The sequence below is a fragment of the Streptomyces sp. NPDC049915 genome (assembly GCF_040656475.1).
Taxonomy (GTDB): Bacteria; Actinomycetota; Actinomycetes; order Streptomycetales; family Streptomycetaceae; genus Streptomyces.
Window position 1 is genome coordinate 144,359 of record NZ_JBFAMH010000016.1, and the last position, 21,082, is coordinate 165,440.

Sequence of the window (21,082 nt, forward strand, 5' to 3'; positions counted from 1 at the left end):
CATCAGCCGGAAAACCTCTCGTGGCCTTCACTTATGGTGCACGTGCGATGACCTACCGTCCTGTTGGATCTTGGCCGTGGTGTGCTCGTGTTGCACGAATGGCGTATCACCCTCAGTGTTGGGGGTGACTCAGAAGCGAACATCGCTCACGCTTCGTGTTCGGGGTACCGCCCGCCAGGGCGTTAGGAGCCTGAGCGTCGCCGGTGAGGAGCCAACGACGATGAAGACCGCAGTGCCCTGCTACTACCACCTCGACGTGGAAGTCAGCCCGGAGCGGGTCGGACAGGTCAGGCGCATCATGGCCGCGCACCTGAAGTACTGGGACCTGGAGAACCTGGTCGAGCCCGTGTGCCGCAGCACCGAGATGCTGCTGCGGGCCATCGACGAACACGCCACCGACAAGAACACCTCCATCGAGATGTGGTGGAACGGTCAGCACCTGATCACCGCCATCGGGGAGAACGACTGCGAGCTGCGCCCGGACCAGGACCTGCGCAGCTGCCTGGAGCGCATCGCGGCGAGCAGCGACGGGTGGGGGTGCTGCGCCACCGACACCGGCAGCAAAGTCATCTGGTTCTCGCAGCGCGCCCGGGTCGGCGACCGCGAGCCGCTCATCCCCACCACTCCGTTCCCGGCCCTGCGCGAGATGCTCCAGGTGCCGCGCGCGCTCCGGACTGTCGCACTGGCCGGCGAGACGGTGGGCGACGTACTGGAGGCGAGCCGGTGACGACCACCGACCCGAAGAAGAAGGCAGGGGTGCCCGTGTGGAGCGGGCACCCCTACCCGCTGGGTGCCGTCTACGACGGCCAGGGCACCAACTTCGCGCTGTTCAGCGAGGTGGCCGAGCGCGTCGAACTGATCCTCGTCGACGATCGCGGCGCCCACCGCACCGTCCCGCTGACCGAGGCGGACGGTTTCGTCTGGCACGGCTACCTGCCGGGCGTCGGACCCGGCCAGCGCTACGGCTACCGGGTCCACGGGCCGTGGGCGCCCGCCATGGGGCACCGCTGCAACCCGGCGAAACTGCTGCTGGACCCCTACGCACGGGCCGTCGACGGGCAGATCGACAACCACCCCTCGCTGTACGAGCGCAACGCCCACGGCCCCGACCCGGCCGACAGCGCCGGGCACACCATGCTCGGTGTGGTCACCGACCCGTACTTCGACTGGGGCGACGACCGGCCGCCGCGCACACCTTACGCGGACAGCGTGATCTACGAGGCGCACGTGCGCGGCCTGACCCGCACCCACCCCGACGTGCCGCCCGAACTGCGCGGCACCTACGCCGGCCTCGCCCACCCGGCGATCCTCGAACACCTGACCTCGCTCGGGGTCACCGCCGTGGAGCTGATGCCCGTCCACCAGTTCGTCCAGGACGGCGTCCTGCAGGACAAGGGCCTGGTCAACTACTGGGGCTACAACACCATCGGCTTCTTCGCCCCGCACAACGCCTACGCCGCCCACGGCAGCCGGGGCCAGCAGGTCGCGGAGTTCAAGTCGATGGTCAAGGCGCTGCACGCGGCCGGCCTCGAGGTCATCCTCGACGTCGTCTACAACCACACCGCCGAGGGCAACGAGAAGGGCCCGACGCTGTCCTTCCGCGGCATCGACAACGCCTCGTACTACCGCCTGGTGGACGGCGACTTCGCGCACTACTACGACACCACCGGCACCGGCAACAGCCTGCTGATGCGCCACCCCTACGTGCTGCAGCTGATCATGGACTCGCTGCGGTACTGGGTGACGGAGATGCACGTCGACGGGTTCCGCTTCGATCTCGCGGCCACCCTGGCCCGGCAGTTCCACGAGGTGGACCGGCTGTCGGCGTTCTTCGACCTGATCCAGCAGGATCCGGTGATCAGCCGGGTGAAGCTGATCGCCGAGCCGTGGGACGTGGGGGAGGGCGGCTACCAGGTGGGCAACTTCCCGCCGCTGTGGTCGGAGTGGAACGGCAAGTACCGCGACACGGTACGCGACTTCTGGCGCACCGAGCCCGGTTCGCTCGGCGAGTTCGCCTCCCGCCTGACCGGCTCCTCCGACCTCTACCAGCACAACCGGCGCCGGCCGCGCGCCAGCGTCAACTTCGTCACCGCCCACGACGGTTTCACCCTGCGTGACCTGGTCTCCTACAACGACAAGCACAACGAGGACAACGGCGAGAACAACCGCGACGGCGAGAGCCACAACCGGTCCTGGAACTGCGGCACCGAGGGCGAGACCGCCAACCCCGCGGTCCTGGAACTGCGCGCCCGCCAGCAACGCAACCTGCTGGCCACCCTGCTGCTGTCCCAGGGCATCCCGATGCTGTGCCACGGTGATGAGCTCGGGCGCACCCAGCGCGGCAACAACAACGCCTACTGCCAGGACAACGACATCTCCTGGATCGACTGGCGGCTGACCGAAGAACAGCGCGACCTGGCCGGCTTCACCCGCCGCCTCATCCGCCTGCGCGCCGAGCACCCCGTACTGCGCCGCCGCCGTTTCTTCCGCGGCGACACGGTCACCAACGCCGACCAGCCGCTGCCCGACCTCGTCTGGCTGCTGCCGGACGCGCAGGAGATGACCGACGAGGAGTGGCAGCGCTCCGACGCCCACTGCATCGGCGTGTTCCTCAACGGCGACGCCATCGCCGAACCGGACCGCTACGGCCGCCCGGTCGTCGACGACTCCTTCCTCCTCCTGCTCAACAGCTACTGGGAACCCGTCGTCTTCACGCTCCCCGACGCCCTGTACGGCACCCGCTGGACGGTCCGCATCGACACCGCGGAGCCGGACGGCCTCCCCGACGAGACCGAGTACAAGGCGGCGACGGACGTCACGGTCGCCCCGCGCAGCCTGGTCGTCCTCTCCCGCCCGGCCCGAGGCCGCAGAAACCCGACCCCGCCCCCGGAACGCAGCTGACGAAGAAGGCGCCGCCGCCCCTCCGGGTGGCGGCGCCTTTCAGCAGGGACGCCGCAGGCGTTCAAGGGGTGCGGGGAACTGCGCGACCAGTCACAACGCAACGCGGAGGCGAACAACGCCCCCGCCCCCCTCAGCGGCGCGTCACCGTACGCGAGGTGATCGTGAACTGCGCCCCGTCCGGATCCCGCAGCACAGCCTCATCCGCCCCCTTGCCCAGCACGCTGCCCCCATGCTGTTCCGCCGCCAACGCGCACGCCGTCACGTCGGCCACGGCGAAGTGGACCTGCCAGTGCGGCCGGATCGTCGGATCGGGCGCCGCCTCCAGCGCGCCCGACTCGATCCGGGCCACGACCTCGCCCTCGCTGCGCAGCACGACCTCGTTGCCCTCGTAGCCCACCTCGCAGCAGCCGGGCAGCCGCGAGGCCCAGTCGAGGATCTCGCCATAGAAGATCGCCGCGTCGAAGGCGTTGCGGGTGTGCAGCCGGATGAAGGCCGGCGCGGCCTGCCGCCAGTTCTCCCAGTTCGTGAAGAGCTCGCCCTCCCATATGCCGAACGTCGCCCCGTCGCGGTCCGCGATCAGCGCGGCCCGCCCCGGCGGGAGCGAGATCGGGCCCACGGCCACCGTCCCCCCGCGCTCGCGCGCCCGCGAGACGGCCTCGTCCGCGCTCGGCACCGCGAAGTACGGCGTCCACGCCACCGCCATCTGCCACATCGTGGCGACCGCGGCGATCCCGGCGACCGGCACGTCGTCGGCCAGCGCGATCCGGAACCGGTCACCCAGCTTCCCTTTGCGCCACTTCCATCCGAGCACCGCCGAATAGAAGTCCTGGGTCGCCTCCAGATCGCGACTGGTCAGGCTCACCCAGCAGGGTGCGCCGAAGACGTGGTGGGACGAGACGACCTCTGTCGCTCGTGGGGAGGGTGGCGTGTCGTGGTTCATGGCGCTCGCGTCCTGATCTCTTCGGCCGGTCGGCCGCCGGTCCACCTCCAGTGTCCGACCGGATCCCTGCGGGCCGCCTGTCGAATACCCCCGGTGGCGGCGGGTGGCCCCCGGGGGCAACGTGGGAGGGTGGGACGAGTACCGCGGGACCAGGACGACGAAACCGGTCGGCTCTTCGAGCTCCAGGAAGAAGTGGATCAGCTCAAGGAAGCGGTCACCTCGCACGCCGTGGTGGACCAGGCGATCGGAATGATCGTGGCGCTCGGCCGGATGTCACCTGATCAGGGCTGGCGCGTCCTGAAGGAAGTCTCCCAGCACACCAACATCAAACTGCGCAATGTCGCGGAGCTGATACTGATCTGGGCGCGCAACGGCGAGATGCCGCAGCAGATCCGTGCGGAGCTGGAGGACGCCCTGGACCGCCACGGCCCCACCCAGATCCCGGGGACGCCACCGATCGGGTGACGCCCCCGCATCTGGACCACTGTCTGGATCACTGCCTGGACCACTGCGGGGATCAGCGCCCGGATCGAAGACCACTGCGTGGATCACGGGCGATCGGCGAGGATCTCCTCGCGCAGCTGGGCGAAGCAGCCGCTGAGCAGCCGGGAGACGTGCATCTGCGAGATGCCCAGCTGCTCGGCGATCCCGCTCTGCGTCATGCCCTTGAAGAACCGCAGGTAGAGGATGGTGCGCTCGCGCTCCGGGAGCGCCTGCAGGCACGGCTTCACGGCCTCGCGGTCCACGACGGTGTCGTAGCCCGGGTCCGGGCCGCCGAGCGCGTCCCCGAGGGCGTAGCCGTCGGTGCCGGGCATCTCCGCCTCCAGCGACAGCGCGGAGAAGCACTCCAGCGCCTCCATGCCGGTGCGCACCTCCTGCTCGGTGAGCTGCGCGAACGCGGCGATCTCGGCGACGGTGGGGGCCCGGCCCGGGATGGTCTGACCGAGTTCCTTGACCGCGCGCCGCACGCGGTTGCGCAGGTCCTGGACCCGGCGCGGCACGTGCAGCGTCCACATGTGGTCGCGGAAGTGCCGTTTGATCTCACCGGTGATCGTCGGCACGGCGTACGCCTCGAAGGCGCCGCCGCGGTCCGGGTCGAAGTGGTCGACGGCCTTCACGAGTCCGAGCGCCGCGACCTGGTACAGGTCCTCGAGGGACTCCCCGCGCCCCCGGAACCGTACGGCGATCCGCTCGGCCATCGGCAGCCAGAGGCGGACCAGCTCGTCTCGCAGCGCCCTGCGTTCGGTGCCGTCGGGCAGAGTCGCCAGCCGGGCGAAGTCGGCGGCGGTGTCGGGGGCGTCGTCGTGCGGATGCTGCTGCGTCCTGATGGCGGTACGCATCGATGCGCGCCTCCCTCAGCGGATGCTGGGTGGACAGACACCGTGGGACGAGCACGCGGACCGGACATGGAGGGCGTCGGGCCCGGCACACCGGCCCCACGGAGGTGCCTCCTGTCCGAAGCACTGAGAAGCAGATTCCCCTCTTCCATACGAGTGAAACCCCATTCGCGAAGAACGTGGTGATTTGCGAAAGGCCACCGACACTGCGTGAGCGCGGCGTCTCTTGACCGGCCCTTGGTCGGGATGCCTCTGACTCAGAGCTAACCTCGGCGTTGTGGACGTTGTGGGCCAGGACGCCCTCCCGGAAGAGCTCGCCGGTGCCCTCGTCGGCGTGCACCGGCTGACCCGGCGCCGGCTGCGCGCCGGGCTGACCGCGCCACGGCTGCGCGGCGCCGAGGTCGAGCTGCTGCGGCTGGTCGAGGCGCGGCCCGGCATCGGGATCTCCGAGGCGGCCAAGGAGCTGTACCTCGCGGGCAATTCCGTCTCCACCCTGGTCAATCACCTGGTCCGGGACGGCTACCTGATTCGCGAGACGGATCCCGCCGACCGGCGCGCCGCCCGCCTGCTGCCGACCGACGCCGCCCTCAAGCGGCTGCGCGACTGGCAGGAGCGCCGCGCCGAACTGCTGGACCGCCACCTCGCCGAGCTGCCCGAGGCCGACCGGGAGGCCCTGCGCGCCGCGGTACCCGCGCTGCGCCGGCTGGCCGAGAGCCTGAGGCAGGAGGGGGAGACGCCATGACCGATCCCATGACCGATCCCAAGCCCGATCCCACGACCGATCTCATGGCCGGCTCCGACACCGACACCGACACCGACACCGAGACCGGTCCGGGGTCCAGCCCCGTGACCGATCCCGCGACCGGCCCGGTGGACGGCCCCCCGACCGACCCAGTTTCCGATGCCGTGTCGTGCACCGGCCTGGTGTACGCCTTCGGTGCGACCAAGGCCGTCGACGGACTCGATCTGACCGTCCGGCGAGGCGAGGTCTTCGGACTGCTCGGGCCGAACGGCGCCGGCAAGACCACCGCGATCCGCTGCCTGACCACCCTGCTCCCGGTCCCGCCGGGCACGGTCGGAGTCTTCGGCCACGACGCGGCCCGCGAGCGCATGGCCGTACGGCGGCTGCTCGGGTACGTCCCGCAGCAGTTGTCCGCCGACGCGAGCCTGACCGGCCGGGAGAACGTCGCCCTCTTCGCCCGCGTCTTCGACGTGCCGCGCCGCGAGCGCGCCGCCCGGGTCTCCCAGGCGCTGACGGCCGTCGACCTCGCCGACGCCGCCGACCGGCTCGCCGGCACCTACTCCGGCGGTATGGTCCGCCGCCTCGAACTCGCCCAGGCGCTGGTCAGCGCGCCCCGTCTGCTGATCCTCGACGAGCCGACCATCGGCCTGGACCCCATCGCCCGCACCGGCGTGTGGGAGCACATCAACGCCGTGCGCGCCGCCACCGGCATGACGGTCCTGGTGACCACGCACTACATGGACGAGGCCGACCAGTACTGCGACCGGGTCGGCCTGATGCACCGCGGCCGTATCCGGGCCCTCGGCACCCCCGCAGCACTGCGCGAGCGGCTCGCCGAGCGGCGCGGCACGGCGACCCCGGCCACGCTGGAGGACGTCTTCCGCGACGTCGCCGGCAGCGGCCTCGACGACACCTCAGGAGACTTCCGCGATGTCCGATCAACCCGTCGCACCGCACGCCGCGTCGGCTGACCCGGCGCTCGGCCTCCTGCTCCGCCCGCCCGAGCCGAGGGCGCCGTGGCGGCTGGTGCCCGCCCGGGTGTTCGCGATGTGCGCGGTCGAACTGCAGAAGCTGCGCCACGACCGCACCGAGCTGTACACCCGTGCCGTACAGCCCGCCCTCTGGCTCCTGATCTTCGGTCAGACCTTCACCCGCATCCGGGCGATCCCGACCGGCGGAATCCCGTACGTCGACTACCTGGCGCCCGGCATCATCGCGCAGTCCGCGATGTTCATCGCCATCTTCTACGGCATCCAGATCATCTGGGAGCGCGACGCCGGAGTCCTCAACAAGCTGCTGGTCACGCCCACTCCACGTGCCGCGCTCATCACCGGCAAGGCATTCGCCGCCGGGGCCAAGGCACTTGTGCAGGCGGTCGTCGTCCTCGTCATCGCCGCGGCGCTCGGCGTCGCGCTGACCTGGAACCCGCTGAAGCTGCTCGCCGTCGCGGCGGCCGTGGTCCTCGGATCGGCCTTCTTCTCCTGCCTGTCGATGACCATCGCCGGCATCGTGCTCAGCCGCGACCGGCTGATGGGCTTCGGACAGGCGATCACCATGCCGCTGTTCTTCGGCTCCAACGCGCTCTACCCGGTCTCCGTCATGCCCGGCTGGCTCCAGGCCGTGAGCCGGGCCAATCCGCTCAGCTACCAGGTCGACGCCCTGCGCGGGCTGCTGCTGGGCACCCCGGCACACCTCGGCGCGGACTTCGCGGTGCTCCTGGTGGCCGCCGCGCTCGGCATCGCCGCCGCCTCCTCGCTGCTGGGCCGGCTGGCCCGCTGATCATGACTCACCGTCAAGATCGGTGATCATGGCCGCGGACGTGATGTGCGGCACGCCCCCGAAAACCGGCCGAACGACCGGAAACCGATTGTCCCTGCGCACGGCTTGATCATCGATCACCTGCGCCGAATCCGCTGGCCACAGCGCATGAGGCGCATTTGACAGTGCCCTGACCGCCTGGATAGGAAGCAGCTCTCAGAAGTCGAGAGGTGGACTGTGTACGAGCCGAACGTGGTCGGGGACTGGCACGAGTACGAGGAGCATGCCGGTCTGCGCGTCCGCGTCCACCGTCTGGAGCAGGCGGAGCCGCCGCGCGGACGGGACGACGCGGCCGAGGGGCTGACGTACTTCGCGCTGCGGGTCACGGTCGAGAACCGCGGACCCGAGCGGTTCGGCGTCCACCTCGAGGACGGCCAGATCGACGTGCGCATCGGGCCCGACGGCGAGGGCGCCTTCATCGACTGGCGCAACTCGCAGTTCATCGAGGGCTTCGACGTGTATCCGCTGCGCCGGGTCACGGCCGTGCTGTTCGCCGCCGGACCCGAGGACGCCCTGCGTCAGGTGGACGTCCAGGTCCAGCTGCGCGTCGACGAGGAGTGGGCGGAGCGCCGGATGTGGACCGGCGGCCTGGGCGTGAAGGCGCAGCCCTCCCACGTCCCGGCCGGCGCGGGCCGGGACTGCCTGGCCCACCAGGTCAGCACCTTCCTGCGCGACCAGGCCGAAGAGGGCACCGCCTGACACTCAGGCCACCGGCCGCGAAGCCGCGACGTTGTCCGCTCAGTGCGCGATGCCGTCGATGATCTCGCGGGCGCCCTGCCGCAGCAGCGCCACCGCCACCGACGTGCCCAGCGTCGCCGGATCCAGCCGCCCGGCCCACTCGTGGGCGTTCAGGCGGGTCTTGCCGTCCGGGGTGAAGACGCAGGCGCGCAGCGAGAGTTCTCCGCCGCGGTCCACGCGGGCGAAGCCGGCGATCGGGCTGTTGCAGTGGCCCTGGAGCACATGCAGGAACATCCGCTCCGCCGTGGCCTCCCGATGCGTGTCGGGATCGCCGAGCGCGCTGACGGCGTCGATGAGGTCGCCGTCGTCCTCCCGGCACTGCAGGGCGAGGATGCCCGCGCCGATCGGCGGCATCATCACGTCGGGGGAGAGGACCTCGCTGATGACGTCCGGCCGCCCGATGCGCTCCAGACCCGACATGGCCAGCAGCAGCGCGTCGGCCTCCCCGGCCGCCAGCTTCTCCAGCCGCCGGTTGGCGTTGCCGCGGAACGGGACGCACGTCAGATGCGGGTGGGTGGCCGCCAGTTGGGCGATCCGGCGCACCGACGAGGTGCCGACGCGGGTGCCGGCGGGGAGCTCGTCCAGGGTGAGCCCGCCCGGGTGCACGAGGGCGTCCCGGATGTCGTCCCGCTTCAGGAACGCGGCGAAGACCGTCCCGGCCGGCAGCGGCCGGTCGGCGGGCACGTCCTTGACGCAGTGCACCGCGAGGTCGGCCTCCCCGGCCAGCAGGGCCGCGTCGACCTCCTTGGTGAAGGCCCCCTTGCCCTCGACCTGGGACAGATCGCCGAGCCACTTGTCGCCGGTGGTCTTCACCGGTACGACCTCGGTGCGCACCCCTGGATGGACGGCGGCCAACTCGGCGCGGACACGCTCCACTTGAGCCAGAGCCATCGGTGAGTCACGCGAGACGATGCGGATCAGTTCCGGAGCGGACATGCGGGTCACGATAGACCCTTCCCACCGATCCGCGCGCCACGGCCGGGCCGTCCAGGCCGGGGTCTGCCGTCGCACCTCGGTCAGGCCCGCCTCACGGGCGCGTCACACCAGCGGTTCGCTGAGTTCGGCTGCGCGCAGCGCGGCGGCCAAGGCCTGTTCGTCACCGACGTCCAGGGCGGTGTCGGTCAGCTTGATCACGTGCTCGTCGCCGTGCGCGAGCGCCGGGGAAGTCCTCCAGCTTGCGGCGGTACAGATCCAGCCGGCGGTGCACGGCGCCGGCCCGGCCGTGCGGGGCGAGCGCCTCGACCACCATGGGGGCGTGGTTGGTGAGCCGCCCCAGCCGTTCCGTACCGGTGGCGTGCAGGCGCTCGAACGCCTCGTCGAGTTCTCCCGTGCTGTCGTTCGCGGTCATGATGCGGACGCTACGCCGAGTCCCCCGACCGCGGATCGGCCTGCGGTCCGAAGCCGTCCCACGGCGGGAGCCCTGGGCCTGTCGGTCTCGGCCGACGGGAAACCCGGTCGCTGTGCGGCCGGGGGTCGGCTACGGTCCGCGGCATGTTCGTCGTCACCGTGACTTATACCGTGCCGCTGCCCGAAGTGGATCCGTACCGACCCGCCCACGGCGACTGGCTGAACGACCTCGTCGCGCAGGGACTGCTGCTGGCAGCCGGGCGGCAAGTGCCGTTGACGGGTGGTGTCTACCTCGCCGCCTCGATGCCCGCCGAGGAGCTCTACCGGATCCTGGCCACCGATCCGTACCTGCTCAACGGCGTCGCCGCGCACCATGTCGTGGAGTTCGTTCCCTTGCTGGTCACACCCGGTCTGGAGGGCCTCAAGGCCGAGGCGTGAGCGGAACGCGGCGGCGGCCGGTGGTCAGGCGTTCGGGTCGAAGGGGATGCCGGCGGGCTTGGCCGAGGCCAGGTGGGAGGCGAAGCTCGCGTCCTTCAGGCCGAAGTTCGCGCTGCCGAAGTCGTAGGCGCTCAGCTTCTCGCGGATGCCCGGCGGGTAGCCGTTCCAGCCGACGAGCGGCGGGTACTGCCAGGTGTGTTTGTGGTTCTCCGGCGGCTCGTCGTTCGCGCCCGCCAGCCGGAAGCAGTGCGTGCTGATGCCGTCCTTGTGATAGACGACCTTCGGGTGGGTGCCCTCGAAGCGGACCTCGGACGCCGCGTGCACGGTGAACGAGCCGTGGTTGGACGTGGAGACGTACTTGACCTGGTTGTCCTGCACCCACACCGCCACGTGTTCCCAGTCGTGGCGGTGTCCGCCGAGGCTGCTGCCGGGCAGGGCCTGGTCCTTCTCGAAGTACAGGCCGTAGAGGATGACGCACCAGCCGTTGTTGCACCGGGAGCGTGAGTAGCCGTTGGTGTTGTCCAGGTCCGCGGCGTCGTGGCAGTTGCCGTTGAGGGCGCCGGTCGGGTTGAGCCCGCCGTTGACGGTGCCGTCCGGGCCGATGGCCGGGGTGGGATAGCAGCCGTCGGTGTCGTAGTCGAAGGCGGGCTGGTAGGTGCGCTCCAGGCTGTCGGCGTCGGCCGGCAGAGCCTGCGGCGGGGCGGCGAAGGCGGTGGTGGGGACGGCGACGACAAGCGCGAGCGCGGCGCCGAGTCCGGTGAGCCATCTCCTGCTGTGGGCCTTGAACGTCACTGCGTCCTCCTCCTGGCACGGGTGCGGCCGGGCGGCTGTGGGGGCGTTCAGCGTCCCGCGTTTTGCATGTCCGCGCCAAGAGGGTCGGAGCGTATCTCCGGTGAAGTCCCGTCGAACAGAAGGATCATGACGAGGTGTCGGGCAGTTCGGCGGCCGACTCCTCGGGTGTGAGGTCCTGCCGCAGCCGCAGCCAGGACGGCTGACGCAGCATCCCCGCCCGGGTCCGGGTGCTGTACCGCACCTCGCCGACGAGCCGGGGCAGCACCCACTGGGCGCCCGGCACCCGCGGGCCGGGCGTGAACGGGCAGGTGCCGGTCGCCAACTCCCCCAGCAGGTGCGCCAGATGGGTCCTTTCCTGCTCGCTCCAGCCGGTGCCGACGCCGCCCACGTACCGCAGTGCGCCGGCCGCGTCACGCTGGCCGACCAGCACCGCGCCCGGCAGCCCCGACAGCCGCCCCTTGCCCGGCAGCCAGCCGCCGACGATCACGTCGACGCCGTGCATGTTGCGGATCTTGATCCAGGCGCGGGAGCGCACCCCCGGCTCGTACACGGAGTCCAGGCGCTTGCACACCAGGCCCTCCAGGCCGTGTTCGCGGGTTGCCGCCAGCGCCTGGGCGCCATGACCGACGAGTGCCGCGGGGGTCGACCAGTACGGCCCGTGCAGGCCGAGCGCCTCCAGCTGGGCGCGCCGTTGCCGGTACGGCAGGGCCAGCAGCGAGCGGCCGGCGAGGTGCAGGACGTCGAACAGGACGAGATGGACGGGCTGCTCGGCCGCCTTGCGCGCCGCGCGGGCCGGGGCGTGGGCGAGCCCCATCCGGGACTGCAGCAACTGGAAGTCGGCCCGTCCCCGCGCGTCCAGCGCCAGCACCTCGCCGTCCAGAACGGCCGCAGTGCCGCCGAGAGCGTCGCCCAGCGCGTGCAGCTCCGGGTAGGCGGCGGTGATCACTTCCCCGGAGCGGGCCCGCAGCACCACGGTGCCGTCCCCGGCCAGATACGCCACGACCCGCTGCCCGTCCTGCTTCGTTTCATAGGCCCAGCGGGAGTCCTGAGAGGCGGGCGGCAGGGTGCCGGGTGTGGCGAGCATGGGAACGATCAGTGGCAGGGTCACGTCCTGAAAGGTGGACGGAAGAGGTCGGGGTCACGCGCGGTGGACGCGGGATTCGCCTGAACGGGGCGGCGTGCGGCGCAGGCCCGGAAACGCATTTACTTGAGTTACGCAACTATATGGTACCGTGGGTTCCATGGCAACATCACCGCTTCCCGCCGCCCCCGCTGCCTCCCCGGAAGTCGCCGAGATCGAGCGCGCCCTGAACCGCATCACCTATCTCAGCACCCGGGCGCGGCAGCACGAGCGGCTGATGACCCTGGCGGGCGTTCCGCTGGACCGGGCCGCCGTGGCGTTGCTGCGCCAGGTCGCCGACTCCGAGCCGCTGCGCTCCGGGGAGCTGGCCAACCGGCTCGGTGTGGAGGCCTCGCACGTGACGCGTACCGTGCAGCAGCTGCAGAAGTCCGGATACGTCACGCGGGTGCCCGATCCGGACGACGGGCGCGCCCAGCGCATCCAGCTCACGGATGCGGGGCGCCGTGCGGTGGACGCCGTCCGGGACGCGGGGGCGCGCGGCATGCAGCTCGCGTTGGCCGAGTGGTCCACGGAGGACCTGCGGCAACTCGCCACGCTGTTCCATCGCATGGTCGACGACTTCTTGGCCCGGGCCGCGGCGGTGGAGGAGGAGGAGGACGACGTCTGATCGTCGCCTGCGGCGGCCCCTCGCGGCACGTCGCGGCGTGCGTCGCCCCTGCTGTCGCTGTGAGCCGGGGCCCCGGTGGGGGTGTCCGCGTGGTCCTACTCTCCAGTAATATCGCGCGCCTGGCCACCTTCAGGAGGAACCGTGTCCCAACGCTCGCCCCTGCTGCTCGCCGGTCTGCTGGCCACGGCCGGTGTCGCCCACTTCGCCGCGCCCCGTTCGTTCGACGCGACCATCCCGCGGGCTCTGCCCGGGCGGCCGCGCGCCTGGACGTACGGCAGTGGCGCCGCCGAACTGGCCCTCGCGGCGGGCCTGGCGGTTCCGCGCACCCGGCGGACCGCCGCGCTGGCGGCTGCCGCGTTCTTCGTAGGGGTGTTCCCGGCCAACGTGAAGATGGCCGTCGACTGGCGTGACCGTCCCACCCCGCAGAGGACAGCGGCCGTCGCGCGGCTGCCCCTCCAGGTGCCGCTCGTGCTGTGGGCGCGTGGCGTCGCCCGCGCCGCGGGGGTGCGGCCGTGAGCGATGCGCCCACCGTCGGGGAACGGGTCGAGGACTTCGTGCTGCCCGATGAGACGGGCCGTACCCGGCGGCTCACCGAACTGCTTGCCGACGGGCCGGTCGTGCTCTTCTTCTACCCGGCCGCTCTCACACCCGGCTGCACGGCCGAGGCCTGCCACTTCCGTGACCTGGCCGCCGAGTTCGCCGCCGTGGGGGCCCGCGCGGTCGGCATCAGCGCTGACGCCGTGGACCGCCAGCAGGAGTTCGCCGCGCGTCATGCGCTGGGAGTGCCGCTGCTCTCCGACGTCGACGGCGCCGTGCGTGAGCGGTTCGGTGTGAAGCGCGGATTCTCCCTCGCGCCCACCAAACGGGTCACTTTCGTCATCGCCGAGGACCGCACGGTCCTGGAGGTCGTCCGCAGCGAACTGCGCATGAACACGCACGCGGACCGGGCGCTGGCCGCGCTGCGCAAGCACCGCGAGTGACGGCTCACCCGCCGGCGTCGGCCGCGACCTGGGCCAGCGTCCGGCCGGTGCGCACCGAGCGGGCACGGCGCGGGTCGGGCGTGCCGCGCCCGTGTGCGCCGTGCCCGGCCTTGACCAGCAGCCAGTCGCCGTCCCTGAACCGGGTGAGCGCGTAGTCGCCGCGCAGCTTGCTCCCCTTCAGCCGGAACGTGGCGTGCCCGCGCTCCAGCGACTCGGCGAAGTCGACGGGACGGCCCCGGCGGTCGTGGCTCAGCGGCTCGTAGGTCCCGGCATCCCAGACGATCACCGTGCCGCCGCCGTACTCGCCCTTGGGGATCACGCCCTCGAAGTCCTCGTACTCCAGCGGGTGGTCCTCGGTCGGCACCGCCAGCCGCTTGTCGTGCGGGTCGCCGGACGGCCCCTTCGGCACCGACCAGGACTTCAGCACGTCGCCGACCTGCAACCGGAAGTCGAAATGCATCCGGCGCGCGTCGTGGATCTGGACCACGAAACGCGGCTCGTCGCTCGCGGCCGTCGTGTCACCCTGTGGCTCCGCCGTGCGGTCGAAGTCCCGTTTGGCGTGGTACTCCCGCAAGCGCTCCACCGATTCCTCCTTCCGACGCCAGCCTTCCGACGCGAGTCTTCCGACGCGAGTCTTCCGACGCGAGCCTTCCGACGCGAGCGACGGGTACCCGCGCGGCGGCTCAGAACTCCTCGTGGGTCTCCGGGTCGCCGCCCAGCCGGTGCGGGCTGTGGTGGTGTCCGACGGCCTCCATCTCCTCGGCGTCCAGTGCGAAGCCGAAGACGTCCAGGTTGTCCCGCCGGCGCTCGTGGTCGGCGGACTTGGGGATCGGCAGCGCGCCCAGCTGGACATGCCAGCGCAGCACGACCTGCCCGGGCGACACCCCGTACCTGCGGGCGATGCCGGCGATCCTTGGGTCGTCCAGCAGATGGCTGCCCCGGCCCAGCGGACTCCAGCTCTCCGTCACGATGCCCTTGTCCGCGTGGAAGGCGCGCAGCTCCGGCTGCGGGAACAGCGGGTGCAGCTCGATCTGGTTCACGCTCGGCAGGACCCCGGTCTCCTTCTGAAGGCGCGTGATGTGCTCCGCGGTGAAGTTGGAGACGCCGATCGAGCGGACCAGGCCCTCCTCCCGCAGTTTGATCATCGCCCTCCAGGAGTCGACGTACTTGTCGAGGCGGGGGAGCGGCCAGTGGATCAGGTAGAGATCCACGTGGTCGAGGCCGAGGCGCCGGCGGGACTCCTCGAAGGAGGCGAGGGTCTCCTCGTAGCCGTGGTGGCGGCCCGGCAGCTTGGTGGTCACCACCACGTCCTCGCGGGGTACGCCGCTGCCCGCGATGCCCCGGCCGACGCCGGTCTCGTTGCCGTAGTTCGCCGCGGTGTCCACCAGGCGGTAGCCCAGGCCGAGGGCGCCGCGCACGGCCTGCTCGGCGAGGGCGTCGTCCATCGGCCAGGTGCCGAGCCCCAGGGCGGGGATCACCAGGCCGTCGTTGAGGGTGTACGTCGGGATGTCGCTCACGGGTCGGACCTTCCCTCGGCTGTGTCGTCCTACCAGCGTCACGGATAGGGTGAGCAGTGATCAACCGGACCGGGTGGGGATGAGGGCAGCGGACGGCATGGGCGGCACCGAGGAACAGCGCACCACGGGCACCCGTGCCACGTCACGTGACGTGGCACGGCTCGCCGGGGTGTCGCACACCGCGGTCTCCTTCGTCTTCAACGGCCGGGCCGAGGGCAACCTCTCGCCCGCCACCCAGGAACGCATCCGGCAGGCCGCCGCCCAGCTCGGCTACCGCCCCGACCCGGTCGCGCGCGGCCTGCGCCGCCGTCGTACGGCCGTGATCGGGCTGGTCACCGACGAGATCGCGTCCTCGCCGTTCGCCGGGCGGCTGCTGCGCGGCGCCATGGAGACCGCGTGGGGCAGGGAGCACCTGGTCCTCACCGTCGACTCCGGCGGCGACCCGGCCAAGGAGGACGCGGCCGTCGCCGAGCTGCTCGACCGGCGCGTGGACGGCATCATCTACGCGGCGATGTCCCTGCGCCGCGTCCGGGTCCCCGAGGGCCTGCACCGCACCCACTCCGTGCTGGCCAACTGCCTGCCCGAGGACGACTCCCTGCCCGCCGTCATCCCCGCCGAACGCGCCGGCGGTCGTACGGCTGCCCGGCTGCTGCTCGACCAGGGCCACCGGCGCCTCGCGCACATCGGCGGCCTCGACGACATCGCGTCCGTGGAGCGGCTGCGCGGCTTCCGCGACACGCTGCGCGCCGAGGGCATCACGGTGCCCAAGGAGTGGGTGGTGCGCACCGGCGGGGAGATCGCCGGCGGTTACGAGGGTGCGGTGCGGCTGCTCGAGGGTGTTCCGGCCGACCGCCGCCCCACCGGGATCTTCGCCTACAACGACCGGGTCGCGGCGGGCATCCTGCACGCCGCGACCCGGCTCGGGATCGACGTCCCCGGTGACCTGTCCGTCGTCGGTTACGACGACCAGGAGCACATGGCCGCCTTCCTCACCCCCGCCCTGACGAGCGTGGCGCTGCCGCACCGGGAGATGGGCGAGGCCGCCGCCGTGCTGCTGCTGGACGCGATCGATACGGGCCGTACGCCGGCCGCGACGGTCCGGCGGATCGCGTGCCCGGTGGTCAGCCGTGCGTCGGTGGGACCAGCGCCCACCCGGTGACGGCGACCCCCTCGCCGGTGACGGTCAGCTCGGCGACGTCGGACGGGCTCCGGTAGACACGCTCGGTGACCATGGACCGGTCGTCGGCGAACAGCTCCAGCAGGGAGCCGTCGACCAGGAGCCGTACGCTGCGGGCCGGGGTCCGCAGCACAAGCGGGGCCGAGCCCTCCCGGCCCACCCGGGGCCAGGCGGAGCGGTCCACGGTTACCGTGCCCGCTTCGGGGTCCAGCCGGACGGTCAGCTCGTCACCGGACTCCGACCGCAGCAGAGACAGGTTGACCGGCGCGCTCGCGGTGACCTCCAGGTCGTACGCCTCGGGCAGCGGTGTCCGGACCGGCGCCGTCACGAACGGCTCGGGTGCGCGCAGGAGGGCCAGTTCCGGGGCGGGGGAGAGGCACAGGGAGCCGTCCGCGGTCACGTCGAGGACCCGGGGGGCGGTGAGCACGCCGGCCCAGCCCGCACGCTCCACCTCGGCCGGGTCCCGCGCCTCCCAGGACCAGCCCCACAGCAGGGCGCGGTCCGGTTCCTGGAGCACGGCGGGCGCGTAGAAGTCGCGGCCGTGGTCGAGGCGGCCCCCCGCGCCGGCCTCGAAGCGCAGGCCGCCTTCGGCGTCGTCCGCCAAAAGCCCCGTCAGGTAGCCGGTGCTGCACGGGTCGCCGTCCCACAGCGACAGCACCAGCACCCACGCACCGCCCGGTGTGAGGGCGAGCTGAGGGCACTCCCAGCCCACCGCCTTGTCGCCGAACGCGTCCGCCGCGACCGGGTCGTTGCCGTCCAGCAGCACCCCGGCGAACCGCCATGCCGCCAGGTCGTCGCAGTCGTACAGCAGGACCGACGGCGTACCGTCGGCGTGGCCCGCGCCGACCAGCGCCCACCGGTGGCCGGCGTGGCGGAAGACGAACGGGTCGCGGAACATCACCACGTCCAGTCCCTCGGGCGGGCCGGACAGCACGGGCTCCGGCAGCGCCTTCCACTCGGTGAGCGTGGCGTCGTCCGGGTCGGCGGCGCGGGCCAGGCAGACGGCACCGAGGCCGCTGTGGTGATGGTCGATCCCGGTGTACACGGCGGTCGGCACGCCGTCGTCGTCGACCACGCACCCCGACCAGCAGCCCGCCTCGTCGGGGCCGCCGGGGGCGGGCGTCAGCGCGATCGGGTGGTGGGTCCAGTGGGCCAGGTCAGGGCTGGAGGCATGCCCCCAGTGGATGTTGCCGTGCACCGGAGCCTCGGGGTTGTGCTGGTAGAAGAGGTGGTACCGGCCGCGCCAACGGAAGGGCCCGTTGGGGTCGTTGACCCAGTGGGCGGGCGGACGGACCCGGAAGCGCGGGGCGTGGGCGAGGCTCAACGGTTGACTCCTGCGGAGGTGATGCCCTCACGGAGAGGGCGCTGGCCGACGAGGAAGACGGCGACGGCCGGGATCATGGACAGCACGACTCCGGCGAGGACGACGGAGATCGAACCGGTGCCGAGGTTGCCCTGCAGGGAGACCAGGCCGAGCGGCAGCGTGTAGTTCTGGTTGGAGGTCTCCAGGATCAGCGGCCGGAAGAACTCGTTCCAGTGGTAGTTGAAGGCGAGGACGCCGACGATGGCGAGGCCGGGCGCGGCCAGCGGCGCGTACACGGACCGGAAGATCCGCCACGGGCCCGCGCCGTCCAGCATCGCCGCCTCGCCGAGGTCCTTCGGCATGCCGAGGAAGTACTGGCGCATCAGGAAGGTGCCGAACGCGGTGGGGAAGGCGGGGACGATCAGCCCGAGCAGGGTGTCGGTCAGCCCCATCGTCTTCAGGACCAGGAAGACCGGCACGATCGTCACCTGCAACGGCACCATCATCGTCGCCAGGACCAGGCCGAACAGGGGCTTTTTGAAGCGGAACTCGAGACGGGCGAAGGCGTAGCCCGCCAGGCCCGCGGTGATCATCTGGCCGGTCGCGATCAGCGCGGTCACCAGCGTGGAGTTCAGCGCCAGCAGCCACACGTCGATCTGGTCGAACACCCCGCGGTACGCCTCCGTCGTGGGGTGCGCCGGGATGATCCGCGGCGGCAGGTCGAAGGACTCGGCGGGAGTGCGCAGCGAGGTGGACAGGGTCCAGATCACCGGACCGAGGGTCAGCAGCGCGCAGACCGTGAGACCGGCGATGCGCGCCCACGGCGCGAGGGAGTTCCGGGTACGGCTCAGGGTCGGGGTCGCTTGGCTCATGTCGCTCACCGGGCTCACTGGTAGTGGACGAAACGCCGGCTGAGCCGGAACTGGAGGGCGGTGACGGCCATGATCAGCACGAACAGCAGCACGCCGACCGCGGACGCCTCACCGAAGCGCAGCTGCTCGAACGCGGTCTCGTAGATGACCATCACCACCGTGCGGGTGGAGTCGCCGGGCCCGCCGTTCGTCAGCACGTACGGCTGCTCGAAGACCTGGAGGGCGTTGATGATGCCCACCACGGACGCCACCAGCAGCGTCGGAGACAGCAACGGCAGGGTGATGGACAGGTGCTTGCGCAGGCCGGTCGCCCCGTCGAGGGAGGCCGCCTCGTGGACCTCCTTCGGGATGTTGTTCAGACCGCCCACGAACAGCAGGAACGAGAACCCGAACTGCTGCCAGACATAGACCAGGATCACCGCCGCCATCGCCGCGTGCTCCGACGTCAGCCACGGCACCGGGGCGATCCCGATCAGCCCGAGCGCCCAGTTCACGACACCGAAGTCCTGGTTGAACAGGTACTTCATCACCACCGAGATCGACGCCGCCGACAGCACCAGCGGAAAGAAGAACGCCGAGCGGAACACCGAGCGCAGCCACACCGGCATCCGCCCGTTCACCACGATCGCCAGCACCAGCGCGATCAGCAGTTGCAGCACGACGGCCAGCACCATGAACACCAGCGTGTTGCGGAAGGAGACCAGCACGGTGGAGTCGCCGAACACCTCGCGATAGTTGGCCACCCCGGCGAAGGCGGGGGAGTCGATCACGTTCCAGTGGAACAGGCTCAGCACCACCGAGCCGACGATCGGCACGACCGTGAAGACGACGATGCCGACGATCGTGGGCGCGAGGAACAGCGTGGCTAGCAGCCGTGTGCCCCGCTCGCGCGGGCCCGGCCGGGACGCTGCGGCCGCCTGCGCTTTCGGGCGCGTGGTGCGCGCCGGCGGGACCTGGGTGTTCGTCATATCTCACGCTCCATGGCCTTCTCCAGGTCGCCCTGCATCCGGCGCAGCGCGGGACGCACGGCGCGCGGGGCGGACAGCGCGGTGCCGGTGTGCTTCAGCAGCACCTGCTCCACCTCGGCGACCTGCGGCGGCGCCGGGATCGGTCCCGTGTCGGGGAACCGGTCGAGGGTGTCGTAGAAGACCCGCCAGTGCGCCGGGCCGGTCTCCCGGTAGCGGTCGGCCGTCAGCATCGAGCGGCGGGCCGGGGTCGTCTGGTTGGTGCTGAACAGCTGGGACAGGGTGTCGCGGCGTGCGGAGTACTTGATGAACTCCCATGCCTCGTCCTGCCGCTTCGAGGTGCGCAGCATGGCGTAGCCGGCCGCGCCGTACTGCATACGGTGGGTGCGCCAGCGCGGGAAGTACTGCGTGTCGAAGCCGTCCGGCCGCACCCCCGCCAGATGCAGGCCGCCGGCCCAGAAGCCGCCCGCGGGTGTGACGCCGACCCGGCCGGTGGAGAACACACCGATCAGGTTCTGCCCGTTGCCGCCCTCGGGGCGGCTGCACAGCCCGTCCCGCACCAGGGAGGCGAGGTAGTCGTACGTCTCCTCGACCCGGTCGGAGGTGGCCTGCGGGGTCCTCCAGCGGAAGCCGCCGCCGCGGCCGTGCCGCTGATCGGCCGGGTAGAAGGCGTTCCACAGCCAGTCGCCGCCCGGTGCCTTGGACTCGGCCAGCAGGTTGGTGTCGTTCGCGAACAGCCAGGGCACCACGCCGCCCCACAGCCGGTTGGTCCAGAAGTACGGCGTGAAGTGGGAGTCGCTCGCCTGCTTCATCCGGCGCAGCAGCGCGGTGAAGTCGTCCCGGGTCCACTCCGCGTCCGGGAAGTCGGCACCGGCCCGCCGCAGCACCTGCGTGCTGAGGTACATGTCGGCCGCGTTGAACTCGATCGGCAGCTGGTACAGGCTCCCCTCGTACATCATCGACTCGACCAGCGAGGGGTGGACGTCGGCGAAGTACTCGCGCAGCTCGGCCGCGTCGCGCTTCACCCAGCGGTCCAGCGCCACGCCGAGCCGCTGCGCGAACAGCTGCACGCCCTCGGTCGCCACATAGACCAGGTCGGGCGCGGTGCCCGCGGCGATCTGGGTGAGGATCTTGGCGAAGAAGTCCGACCAGTCCACGGCCTGCACGGCGTTGATACGGACCTTGATGTCGGGATGCAGCCTGCGGAAGCCGTCCAGCAGGGTGCGCACGCCGTCCGGGGAGAACGCGGAGCCGAGGGTCGCGACGACGAGGGAGCCGTCGTCGCGGCCGGGGATGTCGGCTCCGGTGAGCCGGTCCCAGCTCGCGGCGGTACCGGCGACGGCAGCGGCGGCCGTGCCGTAGGCGCCGTACCGCAGCAGTGTGCGGCGCGGGAGGTGCGGGTCGGTCATCGAGGGGCCTAACTCGTGTTAGTCGAGCACTGATGCCCCAGATGATGAGAACTGCGTT

At 71.3% G+C, this 21,082-nt stretch carries 23 protein-coding genes and 1 pseudogene; 12 read left to right on the forward strand and 12 right to left on the reverse strand.

Annotated elements, in window-relative coordinates:
• Positions 1-220: 220 nt before the first annotated feature.
• Both AB0J12_RS25825 and glgX read left to right on the forward strand, forming a co-directional pair.
• A complete protein-coding gene (locus tag AB0J12_RS25825) occupies positions 221-727 on the forward strand; it encodes a pep a2 (RefSeq protein ID WP_363266770.1) in 507 nt (168 codons plus the stop codon).
• Positions 724-2,901 carry a glycogen debranching protein GlgX gene (gene glgX, locus AB0J12_RS25830; RefSeq protein ID WP_363266771.1) on the forward strand — a complete coding sequence of 726 codons (2,178 nt, stop codon included), beginning with the start codon at positions 724-726 and terminating at the stop codon, positions 2,899-2,901. Before AB0J12_RS25825 ends, glgX begins: the two co-directional genes overlap by 4 nt.
• A gap of 130 nt (positions 2,902-3,031) precedes the next feature.
• Here glgX and AB0J12_RS25835 read toward each other — a convergent pair whose 3' ends face one another.
• Positions 3,032-3,841 carry a VOC family protein gene (locus AB0J12_RS25835; protein ID WP_363266772.1) on the reverse strand — a complete coding sequence of 270 codons (810 nt, stop codon included), beginning with the start codon at positions 3,839-3,841 and terminating at the stop codon, positions 3,032-3,034.
• A 129-nt stretch (positions 3,842-3,970) separates the two neighbouring features.
• On the opposite strand from AB0J12_RS25835, the gene AB0J12_RS25840 reads away from it, so the two are divergent.
• Positions 3,971-4,306, forward strand: coding sequence for an ANTAR domain-containing protein (locus tag AB0J12_RS25840; RefSeq protein WP_363266773.1), 336 nt, complete (start codon positions 3,971-3,973; stop codon positions 4,304-4,306).
• Positions 4,307-4,389: 83 nt separating this feature from the next.
• Here AB0J12_RS25840 and AB0J12_RS25845 read toward each other — a convergent pair whose 3' ends face one another.
• Positions 4,390-5,181 carry an RNA polymerase sigma factor SigF gene (locus AB0J12_RS25845; RefSeq protein WP_363266774.1) on the reverse strand — a complete coding sequence of 264 codons (792 nt, stop codon included), beginning with the start codon at positions 5,179-5,181 and terminating at the stop codon, positions 4,390-4,392.
• Between the two features lie 283 nt (positions 5,182-5,464).
• Here AB0J12_RS25845 and AB0J12_RS25850 point away from each other — a divergent pair, with 283 nt between their 5' ends.
• From AB0J12_RS25850 to AB0J12_RS25865, 4 genes are all read left to right on the forward strand, one after another.
• Entirely contained in the window at positions 5,465-5,920 is a 456-nt protein-coding gene (locus AB0J12_RS25850; RefSeq protein WP_363266803.1) for a MarR family transcriptional regulator, read from the forward strand.
• Entirely contained in the window at positions 5,917-6,891 is a 975-nt protein-coding gene (locus tag AB0J12_RS25855) for an ATP-binding cassette domain-containing protein (protein WP_363266775.1), read from the forward strand. Before AB0J12_RS25850 ends, AB0J12_RS25855 begins: the two co-directional genes overlap by 4 nt.
• On the forward strand, positions 6,851-7,699 hold the full coding sequence (locus tag AB0J12_RS25860) for an ABC transporter permease (protein WP_363266776.1): 849 nt from the start codon (positions 6,851-6,853) through the stop codon (positions 7,697-7,699). The genes AB0J12_RS25855 and AB0J12_RS25860 overlap by 41 nt, the downstream gene beginning before the upstream one ends.
• A 216-nt stretch (positions 7,700-7,915) precedes the next feature.
• Entirely contained in the window at positions 7,916-8,437 is a 522-nt protein-coding gene (locus AB0J12_RS25865; RefSeq protein ID WP_363266777.1) for a hypothetical protein, read from the forward strand.
• A gap of 39 nt (positions 8,438-8,476) precedes the next feature.
• Here the strand turns inward: AB0J12_RS25865 and hemC are convergent, their stop codons facing one another.
• Both hemC and AB0J12_RS25875 read right to left on the reverse strand, forming a co-directional pair.
• Positions 8,477-9,412: a hydroxymethylbilane synthase gene (gene hemC / locus AB0J12_RS25870; RefSeq protein ID WP_363266778.1), complete on the reverse strand. Its 936-nt coding sequence runs from the start codon at positions 9,410-9,412 to the stop codon at positions 8,477-8,479.
• Between the two features lie 223 nt (positions 9,413-9,635).
• Positions 9,636-9,824, reverse strand: a pseudogene (locus AB0J12_RS25875) (hypothetical protein); the annotation flags it as partial.
• Between the two features lie 143 nt (positions 9,825-9,967).
• On the opposite strand from AB0J12_RS25875, the gene AB0J12_RS25880 reads away from it, so the two are divergent.
• Positions 9,968-10,261, forward strand: a complete 294-nt coding sequence (locus AB0J12_RS25880) for a YciI family protein (protein WP_363266779.1) — start codon at positions 9,968-9,970, stop codon at positions 10,259-10,261.
• Between the two features lie 24 nt (positions 10,262-10,285).
• Here the strand turns inward: AB0J12_RS25880 and AB0J12_RS25885 are convergent, their stop codons facing one another.
• Positions 10,286-11,053, reverse strand: coding sequence for an NPP1 family protein (locus tag AB0J12_RS25885; protein WP_363266780.1), 768 nt, complete (start codon positions 11,051-11,053; stop codon positions 10,286-10,288).
• Positions 11,054-11,177: 124 nt separating this feature from the next.
• A complete protein-coding gene (gene ligD / locus AB0J12_RS25890) occupies positions 11,178-12,161 on the reverse strand; it encodes a non-homologous end-joining DNA ligase (RefSeq protein ID WP_363266781.1) in 984 nt (327 codons plus the stop codon).
• Between the two features lie 133 nt (positions 12,162-12,294).
• Between ligD and AB0J12_RS25895 the strand changes: the two genes are divergently transcribed.
• From AB0J12_RS25895 to AB0J12_RS25905, 3 genes are all read left to right on the forward strand, one after another.
• Positions 12,295-12,801, forward strand: a complete 507-nt coding sequence (locus AB0J12_RS25895) for a MarR family transcriptional regulator (protein WP_363266782.1) — start codon at positions 12,295-12,297, stop codon at positions 12,799-12,801.
• Between the two features lie 141 nt (positions 12,802-12,942).
• Positions 12,943-13,317, forward strand: a complete 375-nt coding sequence (locus AB0J12_RS25900; protein ID WP_363266783.1) for a MauE/DoxX family redox-associated membrane protein — start codon at positions 12,943-12,945, stop codon at positions 13,315-13,317.
• Entirely contained in the window at positions 13,314-13,781 is a 468-nt protein-coding gene (locus AB0J12_RS25905; protein ID WP_363266784.1) for a peroxiredoxin, read from the forward strand. The genes AB0J12_RS25900 and AB0J12_RS25905 overlap by 4 nt, the downstream gene beginning before the upstream one ends.
• Before the next feature lie 4 nt (positions 13,782-13,785).
• Here the strand turns inward: AB0J12_RS25905 and AB0J12_RS25910 are convergent, their stop codons facing one another.
• Together AB0J12_RS25910 and AB0J12_RS25915 are read right to left on the reverse strand one after the other, a co-directional pair.
• The gene (locus AB0J12_RS25910; protein WP_363266785.1) at positions 13,786-14,364 is read right to left on the reverse strand and encodes a DNA polymerase ligase N-terminal domain-containing protein; all 579 of its coding nucleotides are present in this window, start codon (positions 14,362-14,364) and stop codon (positions 13,786-13,788) included.
• A 100-nt stretch (positions 14,365-14,464) separates the two neighbouring features.
• Positions 14,465-15,298: an aldo/keto reductase gene (locus AB0J12_RS25915; RefSeq protein WP_363266786.1), complete on the reverse strand. Its 834-nt coding sequence runs from the start codon at positions 15,296-15,298 to the stop codon at positions 14,465-14,467.
• Between the two features lie 97 nt (positions 15,299-15,395).
• On the opposite strand from AB0J12_RS25915, the gene AB0J12_RS25920 reads away from it, so the two are divergent.
• On the forward strand, positions 15,396-16,457 hold the full coding sequence (locus AB0J12_RS25920; RefSeq protein ID WP_363266804.1) for a LacI family DNA-binding transcriptional regulator: 1,062 nt from the start codon (positions 15,396-15,398) through the stop codon (positions 16,455-16,457).
• Here the strand turns inward: AB0J12_RS25920 and AB0J12_RS25925 are convergent.
• From AB0J12_RS25925 to AB0J12_RS25940, 4 genes are read right to left on the reverse strand one after another with little or no spacing between them, the layout of a single operon-like run.
• Positions 16,420-17,799, reverse strand: coding sequence for a glycoside hydrolase family 32 protein (locus AB0J12_RS25925; RefSeq protein ID WP_363266787.1), 1,380 nt, complete (start codon positions 17,797-17,799; stop codon positions 16,420-16,422). The two genes, AB0J12_RS25920 and AB0J12_RS25925, sit on opposite strands and share 38 nt — an antisense overlap.
• The gene (locus tag AB0J12_RS25930) at positions 17,796-18,650 is read right to left on the reverse strand and encodes a carbohydrate ABC transporter permease (RefSeq protein WP_363266788.1); all 855 of its coding nucleotides are present in this window, start codon (positions 18,648-18,650) and stop codon (positions 17,796-17,798) included. The genes AB0J12_RS25925 and AB0J12_RS25930 overlap by 4 nt, the downstream gene beginning before the upstream one ends.
• A gap of 14 nt (positions 18,651-18,664) precedes the next feature.
• The gene (locus AB0J12_RS25935) at positions 18,665-19,618 is read right to left on the reverse strand and encodes a sugar ABC transporter permease (RefSeq protein ID WP_363266789.1); all 954 of its coding nucleotides are present in this window, start codon (positions 19,616-19,618) and stop codon (positions 18,665-18,667) included.
• Positions 19,615-21,024 (reverse strand): extracellular solute-binding protein, encoded by a 1,410-nt coding sequence (locus AB0J12_RS25940; protein ID WP_363266790.1) that lies wholly within the window; start codon positions 21,022-21,024, stop codon positions 19,615-19,617. The genes AB0J12_RS25935 and AB0J12_RS25940 overlap by 4 nt, the downstream gene beginning before the upstream one ends.
• Positions 21,025-21,082 lie beyond the last annotated feature (58 nt).

What these genes read in the sequence shown, in the direction of transcription:
- AB0J12_RS25825 (WP_363266770.1), top strand. Translation starts at nt 221, where the DNA reads ATGAAGACCGCAGTGCCCTGCTACTACCACCTCGACGTGGAAGTCAGC.
- AB0J12_RS25835 (WP_363266772.1), bottom strand. Translation starts at nt 3,841, where the DNA reads ATGAACCACGACACGCCACCCTCCCCACGAGCGACAGAGGTCGTCTCG.
- AB0J12_RS25845 (WP_363266774.1), bottom strand. Translation starts at nt 5,181, where the DNA reads ATGCGTACCGCCATCAGGACGCAGCAGCATCCGCACGACGACGCCCCC.
- AB0J12_RS25855 (WP_363266775.1), top strand. Translation starts at nt 5,917, where the DNA reads ATGACCGATCCCATGACCGATCCCAAGCCCGATCCCACGACCGATCTC.
- AB0J12_RS25860 (WP_363266776.1), top strand. Translation starts at nt 6,851, where the DNA reads ATGTCCGATCAACCCGTCGCACCGCACGCCGCGTCGGCTGACCCGGCG.
- hemC (WP_363266778.1), bottom strand. Translation starts at nt 9,412, where the DNA reads ATGTCCGCTCCGGAACTGATCCGCATCGTCTCGCGTGACTCACCGATG.
- AB0J12_RS25880 (WP_363266779.1), top strand. Translation starts at nt 9,968, where the DNA reads ATGTTCGTCGTCACCGTGACTTATACCGTGCCGCTGCCCGAAGTGGAT.
- AB0J12_RS25895 (WP_363266782.1), top strand. Translation starts at nt 12,295, where the DNA reads ATGGCAACATCACCGCTTCCCGCCGCCCCCGCTGCCTCCCCGGAAGTC.
- AB0J12_RS25920 (WP_363266804.1), top strand. Translation starts at nt 15,396, where the DNA reads ATGGGCGGCACCGAGGAACAGCGCACCACGGGCACCCGTGCCACGTCA.
- AB0J12_RS25930 (WP_363266788.1), bottom strand. Translation starts at nt 18,650, where the DNA reads ATGAGCCAAGCGACCCCGACCCTGAGCCGTACCCGGAACTCCCTCGCG.
- AB0J12_RS25935 (WP_363266789.1), bottom strand. Translation starts at nt 19,618, where the DNA reads ATGACGAACACCCAGGTCCCGCCGGCGCGCACCACGCGCCCGAAAGCG.
- AB0J12_RS25940 (WP_363266790.1), bottom strand. Translation starts at nt 21,024, where the DNA reads ATGACCGACCCGCACCTCCCGCGCCGCACACTGCTGCGGTACGGCGCC.